At 37.6% G+C, this 19,823-nt stretch carries 20 protein-coding genes and 1 other RNA gene; 6 read left to right on the top strand and 15 right to left on the bottom strand.

The features are described 5' to 3' along the window. Positions 1–25: 25 nt before the first annotated feature. Positions 26–325 (top strand): virulence factor, encoded by a 300-nt coding sequence (locus tag ABXT69_RS01110; protein ID WP_416652434.1) that lies wholly within the window; start codon positions 26–28, stop codon positions 323–325. A gap of 7 nt (positions 326–332) precedes the next feature. On the opposite strand, the gene ABXT69_RS01105 is transcribed toward ABXT69_RS01110, so the two are convergent. Together ABXT69_RS01105 and ABXT69_RS01100 are read right to left on the bottom strand one after the other, a co-directional pair. Further along, positions 333–1,457: an aspartate kinase gene (locus ABXT69_RS01105; protein WP_416678396.1), complete on the bottom strand. Its 1,125-nt coding sequence runs from the start codon at positions 1,455–1,457 to the stop codon at positions 333–335. Positions 1,458–1,562: 105 nt separating this feature from the next. Beyond that, positions 1,563–2,150 carry a MarC family protein gene (locus ABXT69_RS01100; protein ID WP_416678395.1) on the bottom strand — a complete coding sequence of 196 codons (588 nt, stop codon included), beginning with the start codon at positions 2,148–2,150 and terminating at the stop codon, positions 1,563–1,565. A gap of 124 nt (positions 2,151–2,274) precedes the next feature. On the opposite strand from ABXT69_RS01100, the gene ssrS reads away from it, so the two are divergent. Beyond that, positions 2,275–2,455, top strand: a non-coding RNA gene (gene ssrS / locus ABXT69_RS01095) — 6S RNA. Between the two features lie 72 nt (positions 2,456–2,527). Beyond that, the gene (locus tag ABXT69_RS01090) at positions 2,528–3,082 is read left to right on the top strand and encodes a 5-formyltetrahydrofolate cyclo-ligase (RefSeq protein ID WP_416678393.1); all 555 of its coding nucleotides are present in this window, start codon (positions 2,528–2,530) and stop codon (positions 3,080–3,082) included. Here ABXT69_RS01090 and ABXT69_RS01085 read toward each other — a convergent pair whose 3' ends face one another. The 9 genes from ABXT69_RS01085 to ABXT69_RS01045 form a co-directional block, all read right to left on the bottom strand. Continuing rightward, positions 3,083–4,252, bottom strand: coding sequence for an FAD-dependent monooxygenase (locus ABXT69_RS01085; protein WP_416678391.1), 1,170 nt, complete (start codon positions 4,250–4,252; stop codon positions 3,083–3,085). Further along, positions 4,253–5,569, bottom strand: coding sequence for a metalloprotease PmbA (pmbA, locus tag ABXT69_RS01080; RefSeq protein WP_416678389.1), 1,317 nt, complete (start codon positions 5,567–5,569; stop codon positions 4,253–4,255). A 44-nt stretch (positions 5,570–5,613) separates the two neighbouring features. Next, positions 5,614–6,480: an HlyC/CorC family transporter gene (locus tag ABXT69_RS01075; RefSeq protein ID WP_416678388.1), complete on the bottom strand. Its 867-nt coding sequence runs from the start codon at positions 6,478–6,480 to the stop codon at positions 5,614–5,616. A 27-nt stretch (positions 6,481–6,507) separates the two neighbouring features. Continuing rightward, entirely contained in the window at positions 6,508–6,819 is a 312-nt protein-coding gene (locus tag ABXT69_RS01070; RefSeq protein ID WP_416678386.1) for an RnfH family protein, read from the bottom strand. Further along, on the bottom strand, positions 6,809–7,546 hold the full coding sequence (hisA, locus tag ABXT69_RS01065) for a 1-(5-phosphoribosyl)-5-[(5-phosphoribosylamino)methylideneamino]imidazole-4-carboxamide isomerase (RefSeq protein WP_416678384.1): 738 nt from the start codon (positions 7,544–7,546) through the stop codon (positions 6,809–6,811). Before hisA ends, ABXT69_RS01070 begins: the two co-directional genes overlap by 11 nt. A 97-nt stretch (positions 7,547–7,643) precedes the next feature. Continuing rightward, entirely contained in the window at positions 7,644–8,666 is a 1,023-nt protein-coding gene (gene tsaD / locus ABXT69_RS01060) for a tRNA (adenosine(37)-N6)-threonylcarbamoyltransferase complex transferase subunit TsaD (RefSeq protein WP_416678382.1), read from the bottom strand. Next, entirely contained in the window at positions 8,659–9,390 is a 732-nt protein-coding gene (lptB, locus tag ABXT69_RS01055; protein WP_416652419.1) for an LPS export ABC transporter ATP-binding protein, read from the bottom strand. Before lptB ends, tsaD begins: the two co-directional genes overlap by 8 nt. Positions 9,391–9,427: 37 nt before the next feature. Then, positions 9,428–10,183 (bottom strand): biotin--[acetyl-CoA-carboxylase] ligase, encoded by a 756-nt coding sequence (locus tag ABXT69_RS01050; protein ID WP_416678380.1) that lies wholly within the window; start codon positions 10,181–10,183, stop codon positions 9,428–9,430. Next, complete coding sequence (locus ABXT69_RS01045; RefSeq protein ID WP_416678378.1) at positions 10,162–10,524, bottom strand: diacylglycerol kinase; 363 nt, start codon at positions 10,522–10,524, stop codon at positions 10,162–10,164. The genes ABXT69_RS01050 and ABXT69_RS01045 overlap by 22 nt, the downstream gene beginning before the upstream one ends. Positions 10,525–10,622: 98 nt before the next feature. On the opposite strand from ABXT69_RS01045, the gene truA reads away from it, so the two are divergent. Together truA and ABXT69_RS01035 are read left to right on the top strand one after the other, a co-directional pair. Next, the gene (gene truA, locus ABXT69_RS01040) at positions 10,623–11,366 is read left to right on the top strand and encodes a tRNA pseudouridine(38-40) synthase TruA (protein ID WP_416678377.1); all 744 of its coding nucleotides are present in this window, start codon (positions 10,623–10,625) and stop codon (positions 11,364–11,366) included. A 7-nt stretch (positions 11,367–11,373) separates the two neighbouring features. Further along, positions 11,374–12,552 carry an SRPBCC family protein gene (locus ABXT69_RS01035; protein ID WP_416678375.1) on the top strand — a complete coding sequence of 393 codons (1,179 nt, stop codon included), beginning with the start codon at positions 11,374–11,376 and terminating at the stop codon, positions 12,550–12,552. A 53-nt stretch (positions 12,553–12,605) separates the two neighbouring features. Here ABXT69_RS01035 and ABXT69_RS01030 read toward each other — a convergent pair whose 3' ends face one another. From ABXT69_RS01030 to purB, 4 genes are all read right to left on the bottom strand, one after another. Continuing rightward, the gene (locus ABXT69_RS01030) at positions 12,606–14,417 is read right to left on the bottom strand and encodes a SulP family inorganic anion transporter (protein WP_416678374.1); all 1,812 of its coding nucleotides are present in this window, start codon (positions 14,415–14,417) and stop codon (positions 12,606–12,608) included. A 99-nt stretch (positions 14,418–14,516) separates the two neighbouring features. Beyond that, on the bottom strand, positions 14,517–15,035 hold the full coding sequence (gene rimM / locus ABXT69_RS01025; protein WP_416678372.1) for a ribosome maturation factor RimM: 519 nt from the start codon (positions 15,033–15,035) through the stop codon (positions 14,517–14,519). Positions 15,036–15,039: 4 nt separating this feature from the next. After that, the gene (gene rpsP / locus ABXT69_RS01020) at positions 15,040–15,708 is read right to left on the bottom strand and encodes a 30S ribosomal protein S16 (RefSeq protein WP_416678371.1); all 669 of its coding nucleotides are present in this window, start codon (positions 15,706–15,708) and stop codon (positions 15,040–15,042) included. A gap of 56 nt (positions 15,709–15,764) precedes the next feature. Beyond that, entirely contained in the window at positions 15,765–17,129 is a 1,365-nt protein-coding gene (gene purB / locus ABXT69_RS01015; RefSeq protein ID WP_416678369.1) for an adenylosuccinate lyase, read from the bottom strand. A 93-nt stretch (positions 17,130–17,222) separates the two neighbouring features. On the opposite strand from purB, the gene acnB reads away from it, so the two are divergent. Continuing rightward, positions 17,223–19,781 (top strand): bifunctional aconitate hydratase 2/2-methylisocitrate dehydratase, encoded by a 2,559-nt coding sequence (gene acnB / locus ABXT69_RS01010; RefSeq protein WP_416678368.1) that lies wholly within the window; start codon positions 17,223–17,225, stop codon positions 19,779–19,781. Positions 19,782–19,823: the final 42 nt, after the last annotated feature.

Here is a 19,823-nt window from a genome sequence, read left to right as displayed (position 1 = left end):
TTTACTATATTTTTTGGAGAATTAGATGAATTTAACAATAAAGAAATGGCGCGATATACCAACAATGGTTATGATTAAAAAAAGCAGAAGAGAAGTTGAAAAAGTTCAGCTAGATAATCGCTTTATGGAGGCTGTTGACTCTGCAGCGTCAGTTGCAGATGCTACAGATGCTGACTCATACCTTACTGATTGGAATGATGAAATAATTGAAATAGCTGATGGCGACCTAAGAGAGCCGGTAGAAAAGAAAGCAGCGGAACTAGAAATAGAATTTTCTGATGAAGTATTATTAAGTTACGTCAATAACGGCGGTTACAAGCCTTAGCCTTTATTTAAGTATATCTTCCATGCAGAAACTTTAATGTTTCCCTAACCTTTGTTTCTTTAAGAAGATAGCTGATAATGTTTTTAGGTGAATCTAAAAGCTCAGCATAATCAAGATCAGCTGGTTTTTTAGACACCTTATTATTGAAGACAACAGAAATCGTAGCCCAATGCCTACTCAACTTATAGAAGCCTAGTTTTTCTTCAAGTTGCGCTAGTTTATCACTTAAATAAACATCATCATTAAGCAACAATCTCCTTGAGTCAATATACACAACGCCATCGACATGACTTGAGGCTTTATGCTCAAGCGCAAATTCTATTAGCACCATATTATCTCGATGAGCAATTGCAACAACCTCTTTTTCAGATGCTTCTTTATGATGAATAGTCGTTCCAATTGAATTATTAAAAGTATTTCTTGCAACAATTGGTGTTTTAGTTTTAATCGAGGCCTCAATTGCTCGAGGGTGGATAACTCTTGACCCTTCATCAGCCATAGCTAACATTTGCTGAACACTGATTGACTCAAGATAACTAGAGGCTTCCACCTGTCTTGGATCACAATTTGCAATACCATCAACATCAGAAAATATTTCAACCTTCTCTGCACCTAAAGCTGCCGCTAATGCTACTGCAGAAGTGTCACTTCCGCCCCTTCCAAGTGTGCGAATATCACCCCTTTCATTAACCCCTTGAAAACCTGCCACTACTGCAATATCTCCTTGATCAAGCGCCTCAACAATGCGAGATGGATTAACATCTAATATTTCAGCATTCCCAGCATTATCATCCGTCAAAATTCCTGACTGTCTTCCATTAAATGAAACTGCAGGCATTCCGTTACAACTTAAAAGATGAGCACAGAATGCTGAGCATAGCGTTTCACCAACGCTCATAACGAGATCTAGTTCTCTTGGATTAATATTATGACCCACATCTTTTAATAGAGCTACAAGTGTATCCGTTGCATATGGTTCACCCTTCCGACCCATTGCAGAAACTACAACCACGACACTTTCACCAGAATCAGCATAATGTTTGATATGATTTAAGACATGGGAACGAGAAATCTCATCCCTAAGACTTGTCCCACCAAATTTCATTACTATAGGTGCAGAACTTTTTGACATTTCAATCTTCAAAAAAAAGAGGCAATTATAGCTTGTGACTTACAACATAGCAAATCAGTGCTTTATGGTTAAATTGCAAATTTACTAAACTGGACGGTTAAAATATTAAATACCAAATGTTTGTTTAATTCCATCTAATATAAAGTCAACCGAGACCATCACCAATATTATGCCCATTAACCGTTCAATTGCGATTAATGCCCTATTACCAAGTTTTCTTCCTAGTGTTTCTGAAGAGACTAATATGACACCTGATATTAAGCAAGCAACAAATACAACTAGGGTCCATTCAACCCATCTATTTGGCTCTTGAGCCATAAATAATATGACTGCTGCAATAGCTGAAGGGCCAGCTAGCATTGGAACAGCTAGAGGAACAATAAGAGGTTCTGTTGTTTCATTGTGACCAAATAGAGGCTTAGTACCTGGGAAAATCATTCTTATAGCAATGATGAACAATATAATTCCTCCTGTAACCCCAAGTGAAGATTGTTCTATTTCTAGCATCTGAAGCAAATATCTACCAACAAACATAAAAAACAATAAAATTATGAAAGCGATTAACAGCTCACGAATAATTATTATTCTTCGTCTTTCGAGTGGTATATTTTTGAGAATACTTAAAAATACAGGGACATTCCCAATAGGGTCCATAATGATAACTAATAGTAAAATTGCAGCTAATATAGTCACTTAGTAAACTTGTAGGAAAGAATGAATCGGGTGATTTTATACGAACAACCTTCTAAAAATTAAGTATATTTTTGAATATTAAGAAGAAACTGTATTGCAATTGGATTAGTCAGAGGTGATAATTAATTATCTGTTGTGTTCGTGCTTTGATTTATTTCCCTGAGCCGATTAAGTATAGAAAAGGAGATGAGATTGGTTGCTATTGTGTAAGCCCACCTTGAAGTGGGAAACCTGCGGTAAACATCGAACTTCCGCCTTGAACCAGAAAGGTTCAGGACAATTCAACACGGCACAATGGACCTATCTGAAGAATATTAAACCTCACTCTATTACATTACTTTACTAATTAAACAGCTTTTCTCTTAAAATCTTCATTAATGATAGAACTAAGAAGACAACTCAGACAACTCCGCAAATCCATTGATGAAAAAACCCGCAAGGAAGATGGTCAAAAAATCCTGCACCAATGTCAAAAAAATGGCCTTTTCGAAAATGCCAAACATATTGCAATTTTCATTCCTAATGATGGAGAAATTGAGACAGAAGATACTATTAAATTCTTAAAAAATAATGGCTGTTTTGTTTACCTCCCAATTCTGGTTGAAGAAAAGCTTAAATTTGCTGAAATGGGAGAGCACTTTAGAAAAAATAGATTTGGAATCGATGAGCCAATCCATACCCCTGTAGTGGGCGCTAAACAAATGGACCTTATCTTTATGCCACTTGTTGGATTTGATAAAAATAAAAACCGTTTAGGAATGGGTGGTGGTTTCTATGATAAGACATTAAGTTTCAAACTGAAAAGTAAGAATTACCAAGCACCAAAACTCTTTGGCCTTGCATTTGATTGTCAAGAAGTTGACCATTTGGACTCAAAGCCATGGGATGTTCCAGTTGATGGCATAGTCACTCCAACTCGCTTCCTCGAGTAGCTAGTCGTTTTTGGCCTTACCGAGCGCTTGTTTTTGGAAAAATGATTTGAGGATTGGGGTCTCATCAATAATGTTCATACCAAAACCCCTAAGCCATCGAAATGACTCATTATTTTCTTTATACGCCCAATCAAGTCCTGTCATTGTTTTTGACATTAATTCATTATCTAATCGGCGTGCTCTTGCATACCTCCTTAAAACTAGGGGATCGCCCAATGATTTATCAGTATTTTCAACTATCTGCTTACTAAGCTCCATTGCATCTGAAAAACCTAAGTTAGCGCCCTGGCCAGCTAATGGATGAATACTATGAGCCGCGTCACCTATTAAAGCAAGATTTGAAAGCGTATAGTCCTTAGCACTCCTAGAGACTAAGGGAAAAATATTTCTTGAGCTTTGTAGCTTTAATTCACCAAATCGATATTCAACTGCTTCAGATAAAGATTGGTTAAAGCTAGTAATATCCATCTCTTCGAGCTTATCAGCAAACTCATCTTTACAAGACCATACAATTGAAGCCTGATTTTCTGAAAGAGGCAATAAAGCAATAATACTATCTGATAAAAACCTCTGCCAAGTTGTATTATCTAGTGACTTTTCACTAACTACATTAGCAATAATAGCTTTTTGCTTATAGTCATGTGAAGATACTTCAATATTAGCAAGACTTCTTACTTTGGAATTAGCTCCATCAGCCCCAATCACTAACTTACAAAATAAGCTTTTTTTATTATCAAGGGCAACCTCATAGCCAAATTCATTTTTTATTAACTCGTCGAGCTTTGCATGAATAATTTGAACCTTGGTTTGATCGATTGCATGATATAAAGCAGATTGTATTAAATCATTCTCTACAATGAATCCAAGATGCTCAATACCTTCATCTTTTGCATAAAAGTTCAGGTGTCCATGAGAGTTTTGATCCCATACCCGTGTTGACACAAACCCTTGTTTTCTATTAATGTCATCCCAAACATTAATAGAACTAAGAAAATCTTTTGACGATGGAGTAATTGCACTGACTCTGGTGTGGAATGAACTGCTGATCTCTGGGTTGCATTCATTTGGATCAATAATTGCAATTTTAAAGTTTTTTTTTCTTGAGAGCGCTAAAGTAAATGCAAGACCAATCATACCGCCACCAATGACGATGACATCAAATTCTTTCAATTACCCTTCCCCGGCAATAGTCATTTCACTTACCAAAGTTGAGCCCACTTTTAGATTACTTCTATTATCAAAATCATTACCTATAGAAATAACATTCTTCAACATATCTTTTAGATTTCCAGCAATAGTAATCCCAGAAACTGGATATTGAATTTCACCCTTTTCTACCCAAAAACCACTTGCACCTCGAGAATAATCGCCCGTTGTTGCATTAATACCCTGCCCCATTAAGTCAGTTACAATAAGGCCTTTATCCATATTCTTTGTTAATTCTTCAATTCCACCATCATAATTAGAGCTAACTCGACAGTTGCTGACGCCGCCAGCATTCGCGGTTGATTTCAATCCAAGTTGGTTTGCAGAGTATTGGCCCATTAGGTAAGTGGTCACCCTTCCATCTTCGACAAAAAACTGTTTTGATTTTAATACCCCATCTAAATCAAATGCCCTTGAGCCAAGAGTTTTTAATTGAAGTGGATCTTCATAAATATTAATAGACCCTGGTAGGACTTTTTTACCTAACGAGTCTAACAAGAAGGATGTTTTTTTATACTGCCTCGAGCCGCTCAGAGCTCCTAGTAATTGCGAAAATAAACCGGATGATTGTCGCGCAGTAAATATAATAGGACATTTTTGAGATTCCAAGTTACGAGAACCAAGTTTTTGTTGGGCCATTTTTGCAGCTTCAAGACCAATTATAGATGGGCTCGTTAAATCTCTAGAGTCAAGAGCAATTGCATATTCATAGCCCGTTTGCATTTCAGAGTCTCTTTTTGCTATCAAAGAGCAGTAGAGCGAATGCTTACTATTTTTTGACTTAGTGATCAGTCCATTTGAATTAGCATAATAGCTTTCGCCCTCAAAACTTGATAACTCAGCGCCATCTGAATTATCAATTTCAGTCTGCTCTAATGCAATCTGTTCACACTCTTTAGCAATCTCAATGCTTTCTTTAGCATCCAGAGTCCAAGGATGGTAAAGGTCTAAATCAGGTGCATCCCACGCCATTCTATCCTTTGGAGCTAGTCCATTAAAGGGGTCTTCTTGGGTATATTTAGCAATTAAACATGCAGAATCAATAGCCTTCTTTAGGCTCTCTTTACTGAGGTCAACACTTGCAGCCTGACCTTTATTTTTCCCAATATAAACGCTCACATCAAAACTAGTATCTAGACTGTATTGCAATGTTTCAACATTTGATAATCTGACTGCAGTAGAAATACCTGAGCTTTTTCCAACAGAGAACTCAAAATCTGTGACTTTATTTTTTTTAATTAGGTCAATTGCTAACTGCGTTGTTTTTTCGAGTGAATTCATAATGCTGGATTATACTAATTGATTGATAACTTTTGACAAAACAATTAAGAACTAACTTTATCTTTTGAGGACTTAATATCTATTATTTTACGTTGCACTTCAAGTAAGAGAAGTCTTCGAGTATCAGTTTTTAGAACCTTAAACTCAAAGCCATGAAGGCTAATTTCACTCATTTGCTCTGGAAGATAGCTAAAACCTGAAATGACTAAACCAGCTACAGTGTCGTAATTATCACTTATGATATTAGATTCAAAAAATTCATTAAACTCTACTAGAGGTGTATTGGCTTGAAGTAAATAGCGTCCATCTCCATAATCAATAATATTATCTTCTTCCTTGTCATGTTCGTCTTCAATTTCACCAACAATCTGCTCAATCACATCTTCTAAAGTTACTAATCCAGCAATCTCTCCATACTCGTCAAGAACAACTGCCATATGAGATTTATTTTGTTGAAATTCTCTGAGCAAAACGCCTAAAGGCTTACTTTCAGGAACAGATAAAGCATCCCTAAGGTACTCTCTGTAGTTAAACTCGTCCTTATTGTCTTGAGCAAAGTGAGCTAACAAATCTTTAGCTAATACGATACCCAGTATTGAGTCCTGCTCAACATTGTGAATTGGAAAGCGGGAATGTGATGAACTGACCATGATTTGAAGCAAATCCTCAGTGGATGACTCTGAATTTATCATAGTCATTTTTGAGCGAGGAACCATTACGTCTCGCACTTTTAGGCTTTCAACTTGCAACGCGCCTTCAATAACAGACCTGCTATATGGGTCAATAACTAGGTTTTCTTCAGCCTCTTCTAAGGCCTGCATTAACTGTGCTCGGGGCTTTAAAGTTTGAGGGAAAACCTTATCAAATAACCTATTAAATAATGGCCAACTGGGAGGTTTTTCTGCGTTCATAATTATAATGAATGGATTGTATGTTGCTTATTTTACCTTGGATTGGTTTTTTTTATTGCTTCGCATTGCTTTTCCCTCAGCTGCCCTCTCCTTACGAGCTTTTTTAGGATCAGCAACAAGAGGTCTATAAATTTCAACTCGGTCCTTTTCACGAAGGATAGTATCAAGGGTTGCAAACTTAGAAAAAATACCAACCCTATCCTTTGTAAGATCAATCTGCTCAAAAACTTCAAGAATCCCAGAAGCCTCTATAGCTTCTTTTAATGTAGATCCACTTTCAACCTCAATGCTTATAAGGCTTTGCTTATTAGGCAGAGCATAAGCAACTTCAACTATCATAAATATCACTCATTGTTTGTGCATCCTGAAAGTCAAGTCTTCCCTCATAAATGGCTCTTCCAGTTATGGCGCCCATGATGCCGTGATGCGCATTTTTCAAAAGTGCAGCAATATCATCAAGATTAGTTATACCACCAGACGCAATTATTGGAATGGAAGTGTGCTTTGCAAGATTGGCTGTTGCCTCAACATTAACGCCCTGCATCATCCCATCTCTAGCAATATCAGTATAAATAATTGAACTAACGCCATATTGCTCATATTTTTTTGACAAATCTATGATATTTAAATCTGTCTGTTTAGCCCATCCCTCTGTCGCCACAAGTCCATTATTTGCATCAAGTCCAACAATAATTTTACCTGGGAATTCTCTACATAAATTAGACACAAACTCAGGCTTTGTTACAGCCATAGTTCCAATAATAAGATAGCTTATTCCAGCATCAATATAGGCGCTAGCAGTGTTTAAATCACGAATCCCACCACCAATTTGGACAGGTAAATTTGGAAATTTTTTTGTGATTTCATTAACGCACTTTGCATTAACTGGCTTACCTTCAAACGCGCCATTAAGGTCAACTAAGTGAAGTCTTCTTGCTCCTTCATCAACCCATTTAGCTGCCATCTCTGATGGGTTATTAGAAAAAACCGTACTATCCTCCATCAACCCTTTTCTAAGGCGAACACATTGACCATCTTTTAAATCGATTGCAGGAATTATTAGCATAGAATTTTTAATTTAATTGACAACTATATTATATGCACCTTAATTCGCCAAATGATTGCTTTAAATGGCACTACAGGCAAATTTATCGAGCATAAATCTAAACTGGTTGAAGCTCTTCAAGACTCCAGCGAGGCTTAATTGATATCTCATAATGATCATTAGTCTGCCCAGCAAGAAAGCGGTAGTGGCCAGCTAAAGCAATCATAGCACCATTATCTGTACAAAAATCAAGTGCTGGATAAAAGACATTGGAACCAAGTTTCTCAGTCATTTCATTTAAGGATTTACGTAGTGAAAGATTAGCACTAACTCCTCCAGCCACAACCAAAGTTTTAAACCCAGTATATTTGAGCGCACGGCTGCATTTAATTGTTAGCGTTTCAGTTGCAGCAACTTCAAAAGCTTTTGCAATATCTTCTTTTTCATTTGGAAACTCAATAAATGTATTTTTAGCAAATGTCTTTAAACCACTAAAACTAAAATCAAGGCCTGGCCTATCTGTCATTGGTCTAGGAAAGATAAATTTATCTTTAACGCCTTTCGTTGCAAGTTTAGCAAGTGCAGGACCACCAGGATAACCTAAACCGAGTATTTTTGCGGTTTTATCAAAAGCCTCACCAACTGCATCGTCTAATGATTCGCCAAGGATTTTATATTCACCTATTCTGGTAACTTCGACAAGTAAAGTATGGCCACCCGAAACCAGAAGCGCTACAAATGGAAACTGTGGCTTATCAACCTCCAATAAAGGAGCTAAAAGATGGCCCTCCATGTGATGAACTCCAAGTGCTGGAATTCCAAGCCCCCAAGCTAGGCTCTGAGCAATAGAACCTCCAACCAATAAAGCTCCGGACAATCCTGGTCCAGCTGTATAGGCTATGCCTGTAAGGTCCTTTAATTGAATGTGACTATCACTAAGCGCTTCCTTAATCAAAGGAAGGGCTCTTTGAATATGGTCTCTCGAAGCTAGTTCTGGAACCACCCCCCCATATTCAGCATGTAAATCAACCTGAGAAAAAAGTTTGTGCGAAATAAGGCCTTTTTTACTGCTATAAATTCCTATTCCTGTTTCATCACATGAGGACTCAATCCCCAATGTAATTAAATTTTTATTAGCCACCTGCCGTTTCACCTAAATAAACCTTCTTTACCTCTTCATTTGCCAAGATAGAATCTTTCCCACCTTGCGCAATTATCTTTCCAGCGCTTAAAACATAAGAGTGATTACAAGTATCAAGCATTTCTCTATAGTTATGATCAGTAATCAGAATACCAATTCCCTTATCTCTGAGCTGATAAATAATTTCTTGTATATCACCAACAGATATTGGATCTATTCCAGCAAAAGGCTCATCAAGCAAAATAAACTTTGGATCCATCGCTAATGCTCTAGCAATTTCTACCCTTCTTCTCTCACCACCAGACAAGGTAATACCTTTAATATGACGAACATGTTCAACCTTAAATTCAGACAAAAGCTCTTCGAGTCGACGAGCTCTATCCTTTGGTAAGATTGATTTATTCATTTCAAGAACAGCCATGATGTTATCTTGGACGCTTAATTTTCTAAAAATTGAAGGCTCTTGTGGAAGATAACCAATACCAAGATTAGCTCTCTTATGAATTGGCATATGGCCTATACTTTTATTGTCAAGAATGACCTCACCTTTACTCGATCTGACTAACCCACAGGCAATATAAAAACATGTAGTTTTACCTGCACCATTAGGGCCCAAAAGGCCAACAATTTCTCCAGCACTAACCGAAAATGAGACGTCATTAACGACTACTCGTCTTGCGTATTTTTTGTAAAGATTTTTTACTTCTAATTTATGTTGTGACATTCTATTTCAATGCGTTAATACTGTTAACTATCTTACCCTAAATGTATTCAATATTCTTGGAGCTATAGAGCTCCTTGGTGCCATTTTCTGTTAAAACTTTTAATGCGCCTTGGTTTGAAATTCCTACCACCTCTCCCTCAAAAGATTTGCCTAATTCTATTGATTTTAGCTTTGCACCTTTAAGCATATCGTATTGATCCCATTGAGAAAGTAGGTCCGACAAACCATTTAATTTAAAATAAGCCAACATGGATAAGATATTATTAATAATTAATGCTGTAAGTGCATGAATATTAGGCAATTTCTTGGCAATTTTTGAAAGATCAATCCAAGGAATATCGCAGGACATTTCTTGCTCTAAATGATAGTTAAGACCTATCCCAATAATGACAGATTGAGACCCTGCCTGAATACTGTTTTCCAATAAAATTCCTGCTAATTTTGCTTCCCTAAAATAAATATCATTAGGCCACTTAATTTTAAACCCATCAATTTTACATTCTTTCTCTAAAGCCCTAATAATTGCCAAACCAACAACTAAACTTAAGCCGTTTAAATTAATATCAATTCCAAATGTTTGACGAATTGAGAGAAGAATACTGCCATCTTTCTGAGATAACCATTCTCTACCATGCTGGCCCTTTCCCTGAGTTTGCTCTCGCGTGACACATAACTGCGTTATATTAGAGCTTGGCAAACTATTTAGAAAGGAGCTAGTACTCTCTAGAGAATCAAAATAATGACACTCTAGATCATCTCCAATCAGGCTTTTTAGAGAAGAATAATGATCCATGTAAATATGAAAATAATTAAAGATATTGAAACTGCTGCTGATGCAACGTCCTTAGCAAAGCCTGATAACTCATGCTGCTCAAGACTAATCCTATCAACAACAGCTTCAATTGCTGAGTTTAACATTTCAACAATCAAAACTAAAAATATAGGCGTAATAAGAAGTACTTTTTCAACTGGTGATTCGCCAAGCCAGTAACCAAGTGGAGTCAGCACAACTGCCAACCACACTTCAAGTCTAAATGCATATTCAGACTGATAGCAAGCCTTAAAGCCTTTTGCAGAGTAGATTGAAGCAGACCAAAGTTTTTTAATGCCCGTAGGCTTGTTATTTTCTTTCATAAAGTTCGTATTATCCAGAATAGACTCATTTAGATAGTTACAATAGTTTGTTAAAATATTATTATCGATTTTACAATAAAAAAAATTAGCGGTTGCTTATGAAAATTGCACTTGGTGTTGAATATTTAGGTACGGATTTTCATGGATGGCAAATCCAGAAATCTGGCCTAAGAACAGTCCAAGGTGTTGTTGAGCCTGCTTTATCTAAGATAGCAAATCACCCTGTAAGGGTATTTTGTAGTGGCAGAACCGATGCTGGCGTTCATGCACAAGAGCAAGTCATTCATTTTGAAACCGAAACGAGTAGGACCGATGGAGCGTGGCTCTTTGGTGGGAACGCGAACCTACCAAGTGATGTAAATTTTAAATGGGCTAAGGAAGTTAATGATGATTTTCATGCAAGATTTAATGCATACGCACGTTCTTATGAATACAAAATTCACCATCATCCTATTAGGTCATCACTAAAGACTGGCTATTATTTATGGGAGCCTAGGTCCCTTAACATTGATGACATGAAGAAAGCAGCGGCTTTTTTGGTCGGTGAGCATGACTTTTCATGCTTTAGAGGAAGCATGTGCCAAGCAAAATCTCCTATTAAGACAATCGAATACCTTCAAATTGATGAAATAGGTGACGATCTAATTATTAAGGTTAAAGCAAATGCTTTTCTGCATCATATGGTTCGCAACTTGGTAGGAACACTTTTAAAGGTTGGTAGGGGAGAGGAAAGTATTGAATGGATGCTATCAGTATTAGACAGTAAAGATCGAAAAGAAGCAGGGCCAACTGCTGAACCGCAAGGCCTCTACTTTGTAAAAGCTCACTATCAAAATATATAATTATCTTATGTCAATAGAAATTTACCTGAACCATTACTCTAATTCTCCTCTTAAAAGCGTCATCAAGGCTATAGATGAATCTGCTAAAAAATCATTTGAAGAAGCATCACCGATTCCAGCTGCAGCAAACCACTCTGTCGAATTTTATAATCATGAACAAGAGCAGATTTTCAATCAGGAATGGATTTGTATTGCTCGTATTGATGAGGTTCCAAATACTGGCGACTTCCTGACCCATGACATAGCAGGCACTCCTGTGGTAATTATTCGACAAGAATCTAACGAAATTCTGGGATTTGTAAATGCCTGTGCCCACCGATTTACTTGTCTTGTACCAAAATTAGCTGGCAATGCTTTTGCTTTTACCTGTCCTAATCATGCATGGACATATGGGCTAGATGGGTCCTTAAAGCATGCACCATTTATGGAGATGAAGACTAATTTTGATATTGAAAAGCATCATTTAAAAGCTCTTCATACCGAGATCTGGGAAGGATTTATATACATATCGTTAGCAAAAAATCCCAATAAAAAAGTTTCTTCTGCACTTGAGGGCTTACGTAAAAATATTGTTGGTCAATATGACATGGGTAACTATCAAACTATAATTCGTGAGAGCATGTCCTGGGATGCAAACTGGAAAAACTTAATTGAAAATTTTACTGAGAGTTACCATGTTCCAATTGCGCATCAAAAAACATTTGCTAATCACAAAAAACCAATAGAAGACTATATCTGTGGTGAGGATAGTGATCATTATTGCTATCATTACGCCCCCCAAGAGTCAGAAAGTGGTCCTGGCTCTGCCCACCCGAATAACACCAAACTGAAAGATAAATGGCGTCGTACGATGGTTGATTTTTGTATTTTTCCTAACCACTTAATTACCCTTATGCCGGATTATTTATGGTGGGTTTCAGTTATGCCAGATGGCATTGGACGCTTTAAAGCAACTTGGGGGGTGGCCGTTCCACCAGAAATATTGGCAGAAGTTTCAATAGCAGAATATGGTGCTTGGGTGTTGCAAATGGCTGACTACATGAATACTGCAAATAGTGAGGATAAAGCTCTTGTTCAAGGCCTTTATCGGGGCTCAAGCTCTCAATTATTACCCAAGGGAACTCTTCATCCAATTGAGAAAAATCTTTGGCAGTTTACTAAGTATCTTTCAAGAATATCCAGTTAATGCATCACTAAAAAACGAATCTAATATTGAAAATTTAGCTAAAGTAAAAACACTTATTGTTGCTCAACCTCATTATTACTATCTTCTAGCTCTTGCCAAACATATTTCAAGGCATCCGCTCTTAAATCAAAAAATCGATTATCGCCAAATCGCTTTTTGAAGCCAGAGCGAAACAACTCTGCTTCTAATCTTTCAGTTCTAGCAAAAAGAATTTCAACTCCTGAATTTGAACATGTTTCAACTAAGCCAGATAAAACTTGCTCACCACTTGCATCAACCTGAACAATTGAAGCCACATCAACAATAATGTATTTTAATTCTTCATTATTTTTAGCAATTAATTCAAGCAACTTAGTTTCAAAATATGCTGCATTAGCAAAATAAAGCGAACCACTCCATTTTGCAACTTTAACAACATTGCTAGCTTCATTTGAGTCATCCGCAAACCTTGAGGCAATAATCGAGCCGTGTTCAACTGATAATTCAGAAAAATTTGGCTCCATAGTTCTATATAAAAATAACCCTAGAGACATAATCACCCCAAAAGCGATACCGTTTTCTAAATTCGGTGCAAAAACTAGAGTCATCACAAACGTTAATAAGCCAACCAGTCCATCATGCTTCTCAACCTTCCATGCATGCTTAAGCGGAGCAAAATGAATCAAACTTGCTACTGACATTAAAATAATAGCAGCAAGAGTAGCGAGGGGAAGATGATAAAGCAAGGGCGTCAGCCAAAGAATAGTTATACCAACAATAGCTGCTGTTACTACGGATGAGAAGCCAGTAACTGCACCTGCAGTTAAATTAACCGCTGAACGCGAAAAAGAACCTGAGACAGGGTAACCCTGAAAGAAGCTTGCAGTAACATTTGATAGTCCTTGACCTATAAGTTCCTGATTCACATCTAGGCGCTGCTTCGTCGAAGCTGCCATAGACTTAGCAACCGATATTGCCTCCATAAAGCCAATTAATGAGATTGTAATTGCATAGACAAATAATGTTCCCATAACATTAAAGTCGAATCGCGGTATCTTAAAACTAAACAAACCATTTATGTTTATTGAATTTACAATGGCCCCTCCCATCCCTTGATAATCAATCAAGAATGAAGCTGCTGTTGACAGAACAGCTACCGTAAGAATCGCAGGCAGTCTAGGGAAAAAACGCTGCAATATTAAAATTCCAACTACGCCCATTAACGCCATAGCTAATGTAGGAAGATGGGTGAAATAAAATGCGGCTTCAAGAAGTCTTGCAATAGTTTCATAGCTTTGGTCTGCGTTACAAATCGTATGAAGGCCTCCAACATCTCCACTCTCAACTCTTTCAGGAATAGAAAGTGCTTGGCAAGCACTTACCCAATCCGAATCATTTGAACTTATAACCCTTATACCAAAAACTTTAGGTAGCTGAGATGCTCCAATAATAATTGCAGCTGCACTTGTAAATCCAGTTACTACAGGGTGTGACAAAAAATTAACTACAAAACCTAGCCTAAGAACGCCTAATAAAAACTGAAATATTCCTACAATTAGCGCCAGTAATGCTGCATAAACTGCGTAGCTCGATGGATCTGTAACTATTTCCCCAAGTGCGGCCGCCGTTAACAAAGATACAACCGCAACTGGACCTGTAGACAGCTGCCTGGATGACCCCATAACTGCAGCAACTAAGACTGGCAAAAATGCAGCATAAAGGCCATATTGAGGGCCTAATCCAGCTAACTGTGCGTATGCCATTGATTGAGGAACGATTACAAAACCAACAGTAAGGCCGGCTAAAATATCCGCTTTCAAAGTTTTGGGATTGCTTAAATCTTTAATCCATAACAAAAATGGAAAGAGTTTTGTTATCCAGCTCATGAAATATGTTTCTGAAGTTTAGTATTTAAAATTTAAGTCTACCAAACTAAAACAGTCAGACAAGAGATTTTTAATTAAACTTATGAAAATTACACTATATTAAAAATCTTCATCCCAATCAACAATAATTTGCTTAGTTTCTGGATTAGTAGAAATTAAAAATGGCTCAATATAGGGAATCCAATATTCTTTTTTGCCTTTGGTGACCAGAACATTGTTTGATCCTGTCTCAACAAAGTAATCAACTACGCCTAATTTTTCATTGTGCTGGTTAATTACCTCAAAACCAATCATTTCATACCAATAATGCTCACCTGGAACTAGCTTAGGCAGTTGTTCTTTATCGATATATATATCTTTACCAATAAATACCTGAGACTGTTCTCGATTATCAACATCCTTAATATGGGCAACAATGGTTTTGGACTGCTCGCGGCCATTCGTTACCTCAATTTTTTCATAGACACCGTCACTCAAGAAGTACCATGGTTGATAGCTTAGAATATTTTTTCTAGGTTCAGTATAAGACAAGAGTTTAACCCAGCCCTGTAAACCAAAAAAGCCATTAATCTTTCCGACTAATAGCTTTTTATCATCTAAATTAGGCGCTTTTGACACCAAATTATTTTTCTGCAGGCTTCTCTTCAGCTGCTGGAGCTTCTGCTGCGGCTTCTTCTACTGGAGCTTCTGCTGCGGCTTCTTCTACTGGAGCTTCTGCTGCGGCTTCTTCTACTGGAGCTTCTGCTGCGGCTTCTTCTACTGGAGCTTCTGCTGCGGCTTCTTCTACTGGAGCTTCTGCTGCGGCTTCTTCTACTGGAGCTTCTGCTGCGGCTTCTTCTACTGGAGCTTCTGCTGCGGCTTCTTCTACTGGAGCTTCTGCTGCGGCTTCTTCTACTGGAGCTTCTGCTGCGGCTTTAGCTGCTGCTGAAGCAGCTTCTGCCGCTTCTTTAGCCTCTGAATCTGCTTTAGCTTTTTCTTCAGCAGCAATTTTTTTAGCTTTATCATCAGCTTTAGCTGCATGTTTGGCTAATTGTTTTTCACGAATTGAAGGATCTCTGTATTCTTTCACAAGCTGTTTTACGCGATCAGAAATCTGTGCGCCTTGTGAAATCCAATGTGACAGTCTGTCTTCTTCTAGTTGAAGCCTGACTTCTTGTCCGCGAGCAACTGGATTAAAGAATCCAATACGCTCAATGTAACCACTATCTCTTCTCTTTCTAGAGTCAGTTGCTACAATCGAATAAAAAGGGTTTTTCTTGGCTCCACCTCGGGCTAGTCTAATCTTAACCATGGGTTTTTTGCTCCTTTTAGATTGTTGAAATATTAAGGCGAGAAATTATATCAGTTTTAAATGTCACGTGCCAAATTAATCGCATTACCAATATAATTCATTGGGGTTAGCTTACGAAGCTCTTCTTTAGCCTCTGCGGGGATTTCCAATGTATTTATAAAGTCATCTATTATTTTGGAATCAATTTGCTTGCCGCGAGTCAAGTCCTTAAGTTTTTCATAAGGATTTTCAACACCATACCTTCGCATAACTGTTTGAATTGGCTCCGCTAAAACTTCCCAAGCTTTATCCAAGTCCTCAGTTATCTTGCTCTCGTTAATTTCTAACTTTCCAATGCCCTTACATATCGATGCATATGAAATTAAACTATGGGCACAGCTAACACCTAAATTTCTTAATACAGTAGAGTCTGTTAAATCTCTCTGCCACCTTGAAATTGGAAGTTTTGTTGCAAAGTGATCACCAACTGCAATAGCTAAACCTAGATTTCCTTCAGCATTCTCAAAATCAATTGGATTAACTTTATGCGGCATAGTCGATGAACCTATCTCTCCCTCAATTGTTTTCTGAGTGAAGTAGCCTAACGAAATGTAGCCCCAGATATCGCGACAAAAGTCAATTAGAATTGTATTAAAGCGATTTAATGCATGAAAATACTCAGCAATATAGTCATGCGACTCAATTTGAGAACTATAAGGCGCAAAATTTATACCGAGCTTTTCAATAAAGTCCTTTGAAACATTTTGCCAATCAATTTCTGGGTACGCGCTTATATGGGCATTAAAATTTCCAACAGCGCCATTAAACTTGCCCATTATCTGAACTGCACTAAGCTGGTCAATTTGCCTGCTTAGTCGATAAGAAAAATTTGCCATCTCTTTACCAAGAGTGGTTGGTGATGCGGCTTGACCATGGGTTCTAGAAAGCATTGCAACTTCTGCATTATCTTTTGCTAGTTTTGTTATTAAACTTAGCGTGGCATTCATTTCTTCAAGAAGGACAAGCCTTCCATTTTCTAGCATTAGTGCATGCGACAGATTATTTATATCTTCTGAAGTGCAGGCAAAGTGAATAAATTCACTTACTTTTTGAAGCTCAGGGATTAAGGAGACTTTTTCTTTAAGGAAGTATTCAACAGCCTTAACATCATGATTAGTGGTTCTTTCAATTTCTTTTATTGATTTAGCATCTTCTAATGAAAAGTTATCTGCAATAGCCATAAGAGCTGCATTAGATTGAGGGCTAAATTTTGGAACTTCTGAAATATGAGGGTTGTTTGACATTGCTTCTAACCATCGCACCTCAACAAGAAGTCTATACTTTATTAACCCAAATTCACTAAAAATTGCTTTAAGTGGGCTTGTTTTATCGCTGTAACGACCGTCAATGGGTGAAATGGAAGTGAGGTTATCAAATGTCATAATACGAACTATTGCTTTAAAAAATTTAAGCTTTCATATTAAAAAGGATAAAATTATACTCTTTTATTTAAACACCTAATAGTCAGTATTATTATGAAAGAAGCCTACTTAAAGCATTGCGATGAAAGAAAATCAGAAAACCTTCCTCCCCTAGTACTTAATGCAAAACAAACCAAGTCAGTAGTTGAAGGCCTCATTTCAGGGTCAGATGATGACTTTTATCTAGATTTATTAACACATAGAATTCCGCCTGGCGTTGATGAGGCGGCCTATGTAAAGGCTGGATTTTTAACCAGTATTGCCAAAGGTGATGAGTCTTGTAAGGCTATTTCACAAAAATATGCCACATTTTTATTAGGAACAATGCTTGGTGGATACAGCATTACTTCATTAATTGACTTACTTGATATTGATGAAACTGCTGAGGAAGCATGCAAAGCACTTTCTCACACCATCCTTATCTATGAAGCACACCAGAGTATTGTAGAAAAATCAACTCGCAACGAACATGCTAAAAAAATAGTTGACTCTTGGGCCTCAGCTGACTGGTTTAAGTCGAAAGAGCCTCTTCCTGAAAGTATTAAAGCGGTAGTTTTTCGCGTAGATGGTGAAACAAATACAGATGATCTCTCGCCAGCTACTGAAGCTTGGTCTCGCCCTGATATTCCTCTTCATGCAAAAGCAATGCTTATCAAAAAAATGGATAAGCCGCTTGAAAAAATTGAGCAGCTTAAAGAAAAAGGACTTCCTTTAGCCTATGTTGGTGACGTAGTTGGAACGGGATCTTCGCGTAAATCTGCAATTAATTCAGTTTTATGGCATATGGGTAAGTCCATAGACTTCATCCCTAATAAAAATAGTGGCGGCATAGTTCTAGGAGGGAAAATTGCACCAATATTTTTTAATACCGCAGAGGATTCTGGAGCACTTCCGATTGAATGTGACGTTTCGAAGCTTCAAATGGGTGATGAAATTACAATTTATCCTTATGAAGGAATTATTAAAGATGCATCAGGTTATACGGTCTCAACTTTTAACCTGTCGCCCAGCACAATGCCAGATGAAGTCCGTGCAGGAGGAAGAATTCCCCTTATTATTGGACGAGGACTTACTGACAAAACAAGATCTGAGCTTGGCTTAAATGTAAGTGATGTTTTTCTGCGTCCAGTTGACCCAAAAAATAGCTCTGCAGGATTTACTTTAGCTCAAAAAATTGTAGGCAAGGCTTGCGGAGTTAAGGGCATTAGGCCAGGGACTTATTGTGAACCTCGAATGAGCACTGTTGGCTCTCAGGACACTACTGGCGCTATGACTCGTGATGAATTAAAAGAGTTAGCTTGTTTAGGTTTTTCTGCAGACCTTGTAATGCAAAGTTTCTGCCATACAGCAGCCTATCCTAAACCTATCGACCTTGAGCTTCAGCACACTCTTCCAGATTTTATGCATTCTCGAGGTGGAGTTTCGCTAAAACCAGGAGATGGTATTATTCACTCTTGGCTAAACCGTATGCTTTTGCCAGACTCTGTCGGAACTGGTGGAGATTCACACACACGCTTCCCAATTGGTATAAGCTTTCCCGCGGGCTCTGGATTAGTTGCTTTTGGAGCTTCAATTGGAGTTTTGCCACTAGATATGCCAGAGTCGGTTTTAGTTCGATTTAAAGGAAATATGCAGCCTGGAATCACCTTAAGAGACCTAGTCAATGCCATACCTTATGTTGCAATTCAAAAAGGTCTGCTCACTGTAGATAAATCTAATAAAAAGAATGTATTTTCTGGTCGTGTCTTAGAAATTGAAGGGCTAGGAGATCTTAAAGTTGAACAAGCATTTGAACTTGCTGATGCTACTGCTGAAAGATCTGCAAATGGCTGCACTGTTCAGCTTAACAAGGAGCCAATCGCAGAATACCTAACTTCAAATATTACTCTTCTAGGCTCAATGATTGATGCTGGTTACGATGATAAAAAAACCATTGCCAAAAGAATCCAAGATATGAAAAAATGGCTTGATAATCCGGAGCTTCTTAAGGCCGATAAAGACTGTGAGTATGCTGAAGTAATTGAAATAAATCTAGACGAAATAAAAGAACCAATTCTAGCTTGTCCTAATGATCCAGATGATGTCAGACTTCTTTCATCGGTTGCCAAAACTTCAATTGATGAGGTTTTTATTGGCTCTTGTATGACTAATATTGGACACTTTAGAGCTGCAGCTCAGCTACTAAAAGATAAAACTGAGTTAAATACAGTCTTATGGGTAGTCCCTCCAACACGAATGGATGAAAAACAACTAAGGGCTGAAGGCATTTATGAAACATTTGAAAGGTTAACAGATCGAACCGAAGTTCCTGGATGCTCACTTTGCATGGGAAACCAGGCAAGAGTAGAAGAAGGCGCTTCAGTCGTTTCAACCTCAACAAGAAACTTTCCAAATCGACTCGGTGATAATAGTAATGTTTTCTTAGCCTCTGCTGAGGTTGCTGCAATATCAGCAAAACTAGGTTATATTCCAACTCCTGAAGAATATCTATCTTTAATGAAAGATATAGAGCCTATGTCTGGTGAAATCTATCAATACCTAAACTTTGATAAGATTGCTGACTACCAAAAATCAGCTTCAAAGGTCCCACTTGAAAATATCCTTCAAAGCTAAATAGATTAGACGTTAAAAAAGCCGCTAAAAAGCGGCTTTTTT

The sequence above is a fragment of the Candidatus Pseudothioglobus sp. Uisw_016 genome (assembly GCF_048087635.1).
Classification (GTDB): Bacteria; Pseudomonadota; Gammaproteobacteria; order PS1; family Pseudothioglobaceae; genus Pseudothioglobus.
The sequence above is the reverse complement of the archived record's forward strand: the minus strand, read 5'-3'. Positions and strand labels throughout refer to the sequence as shown.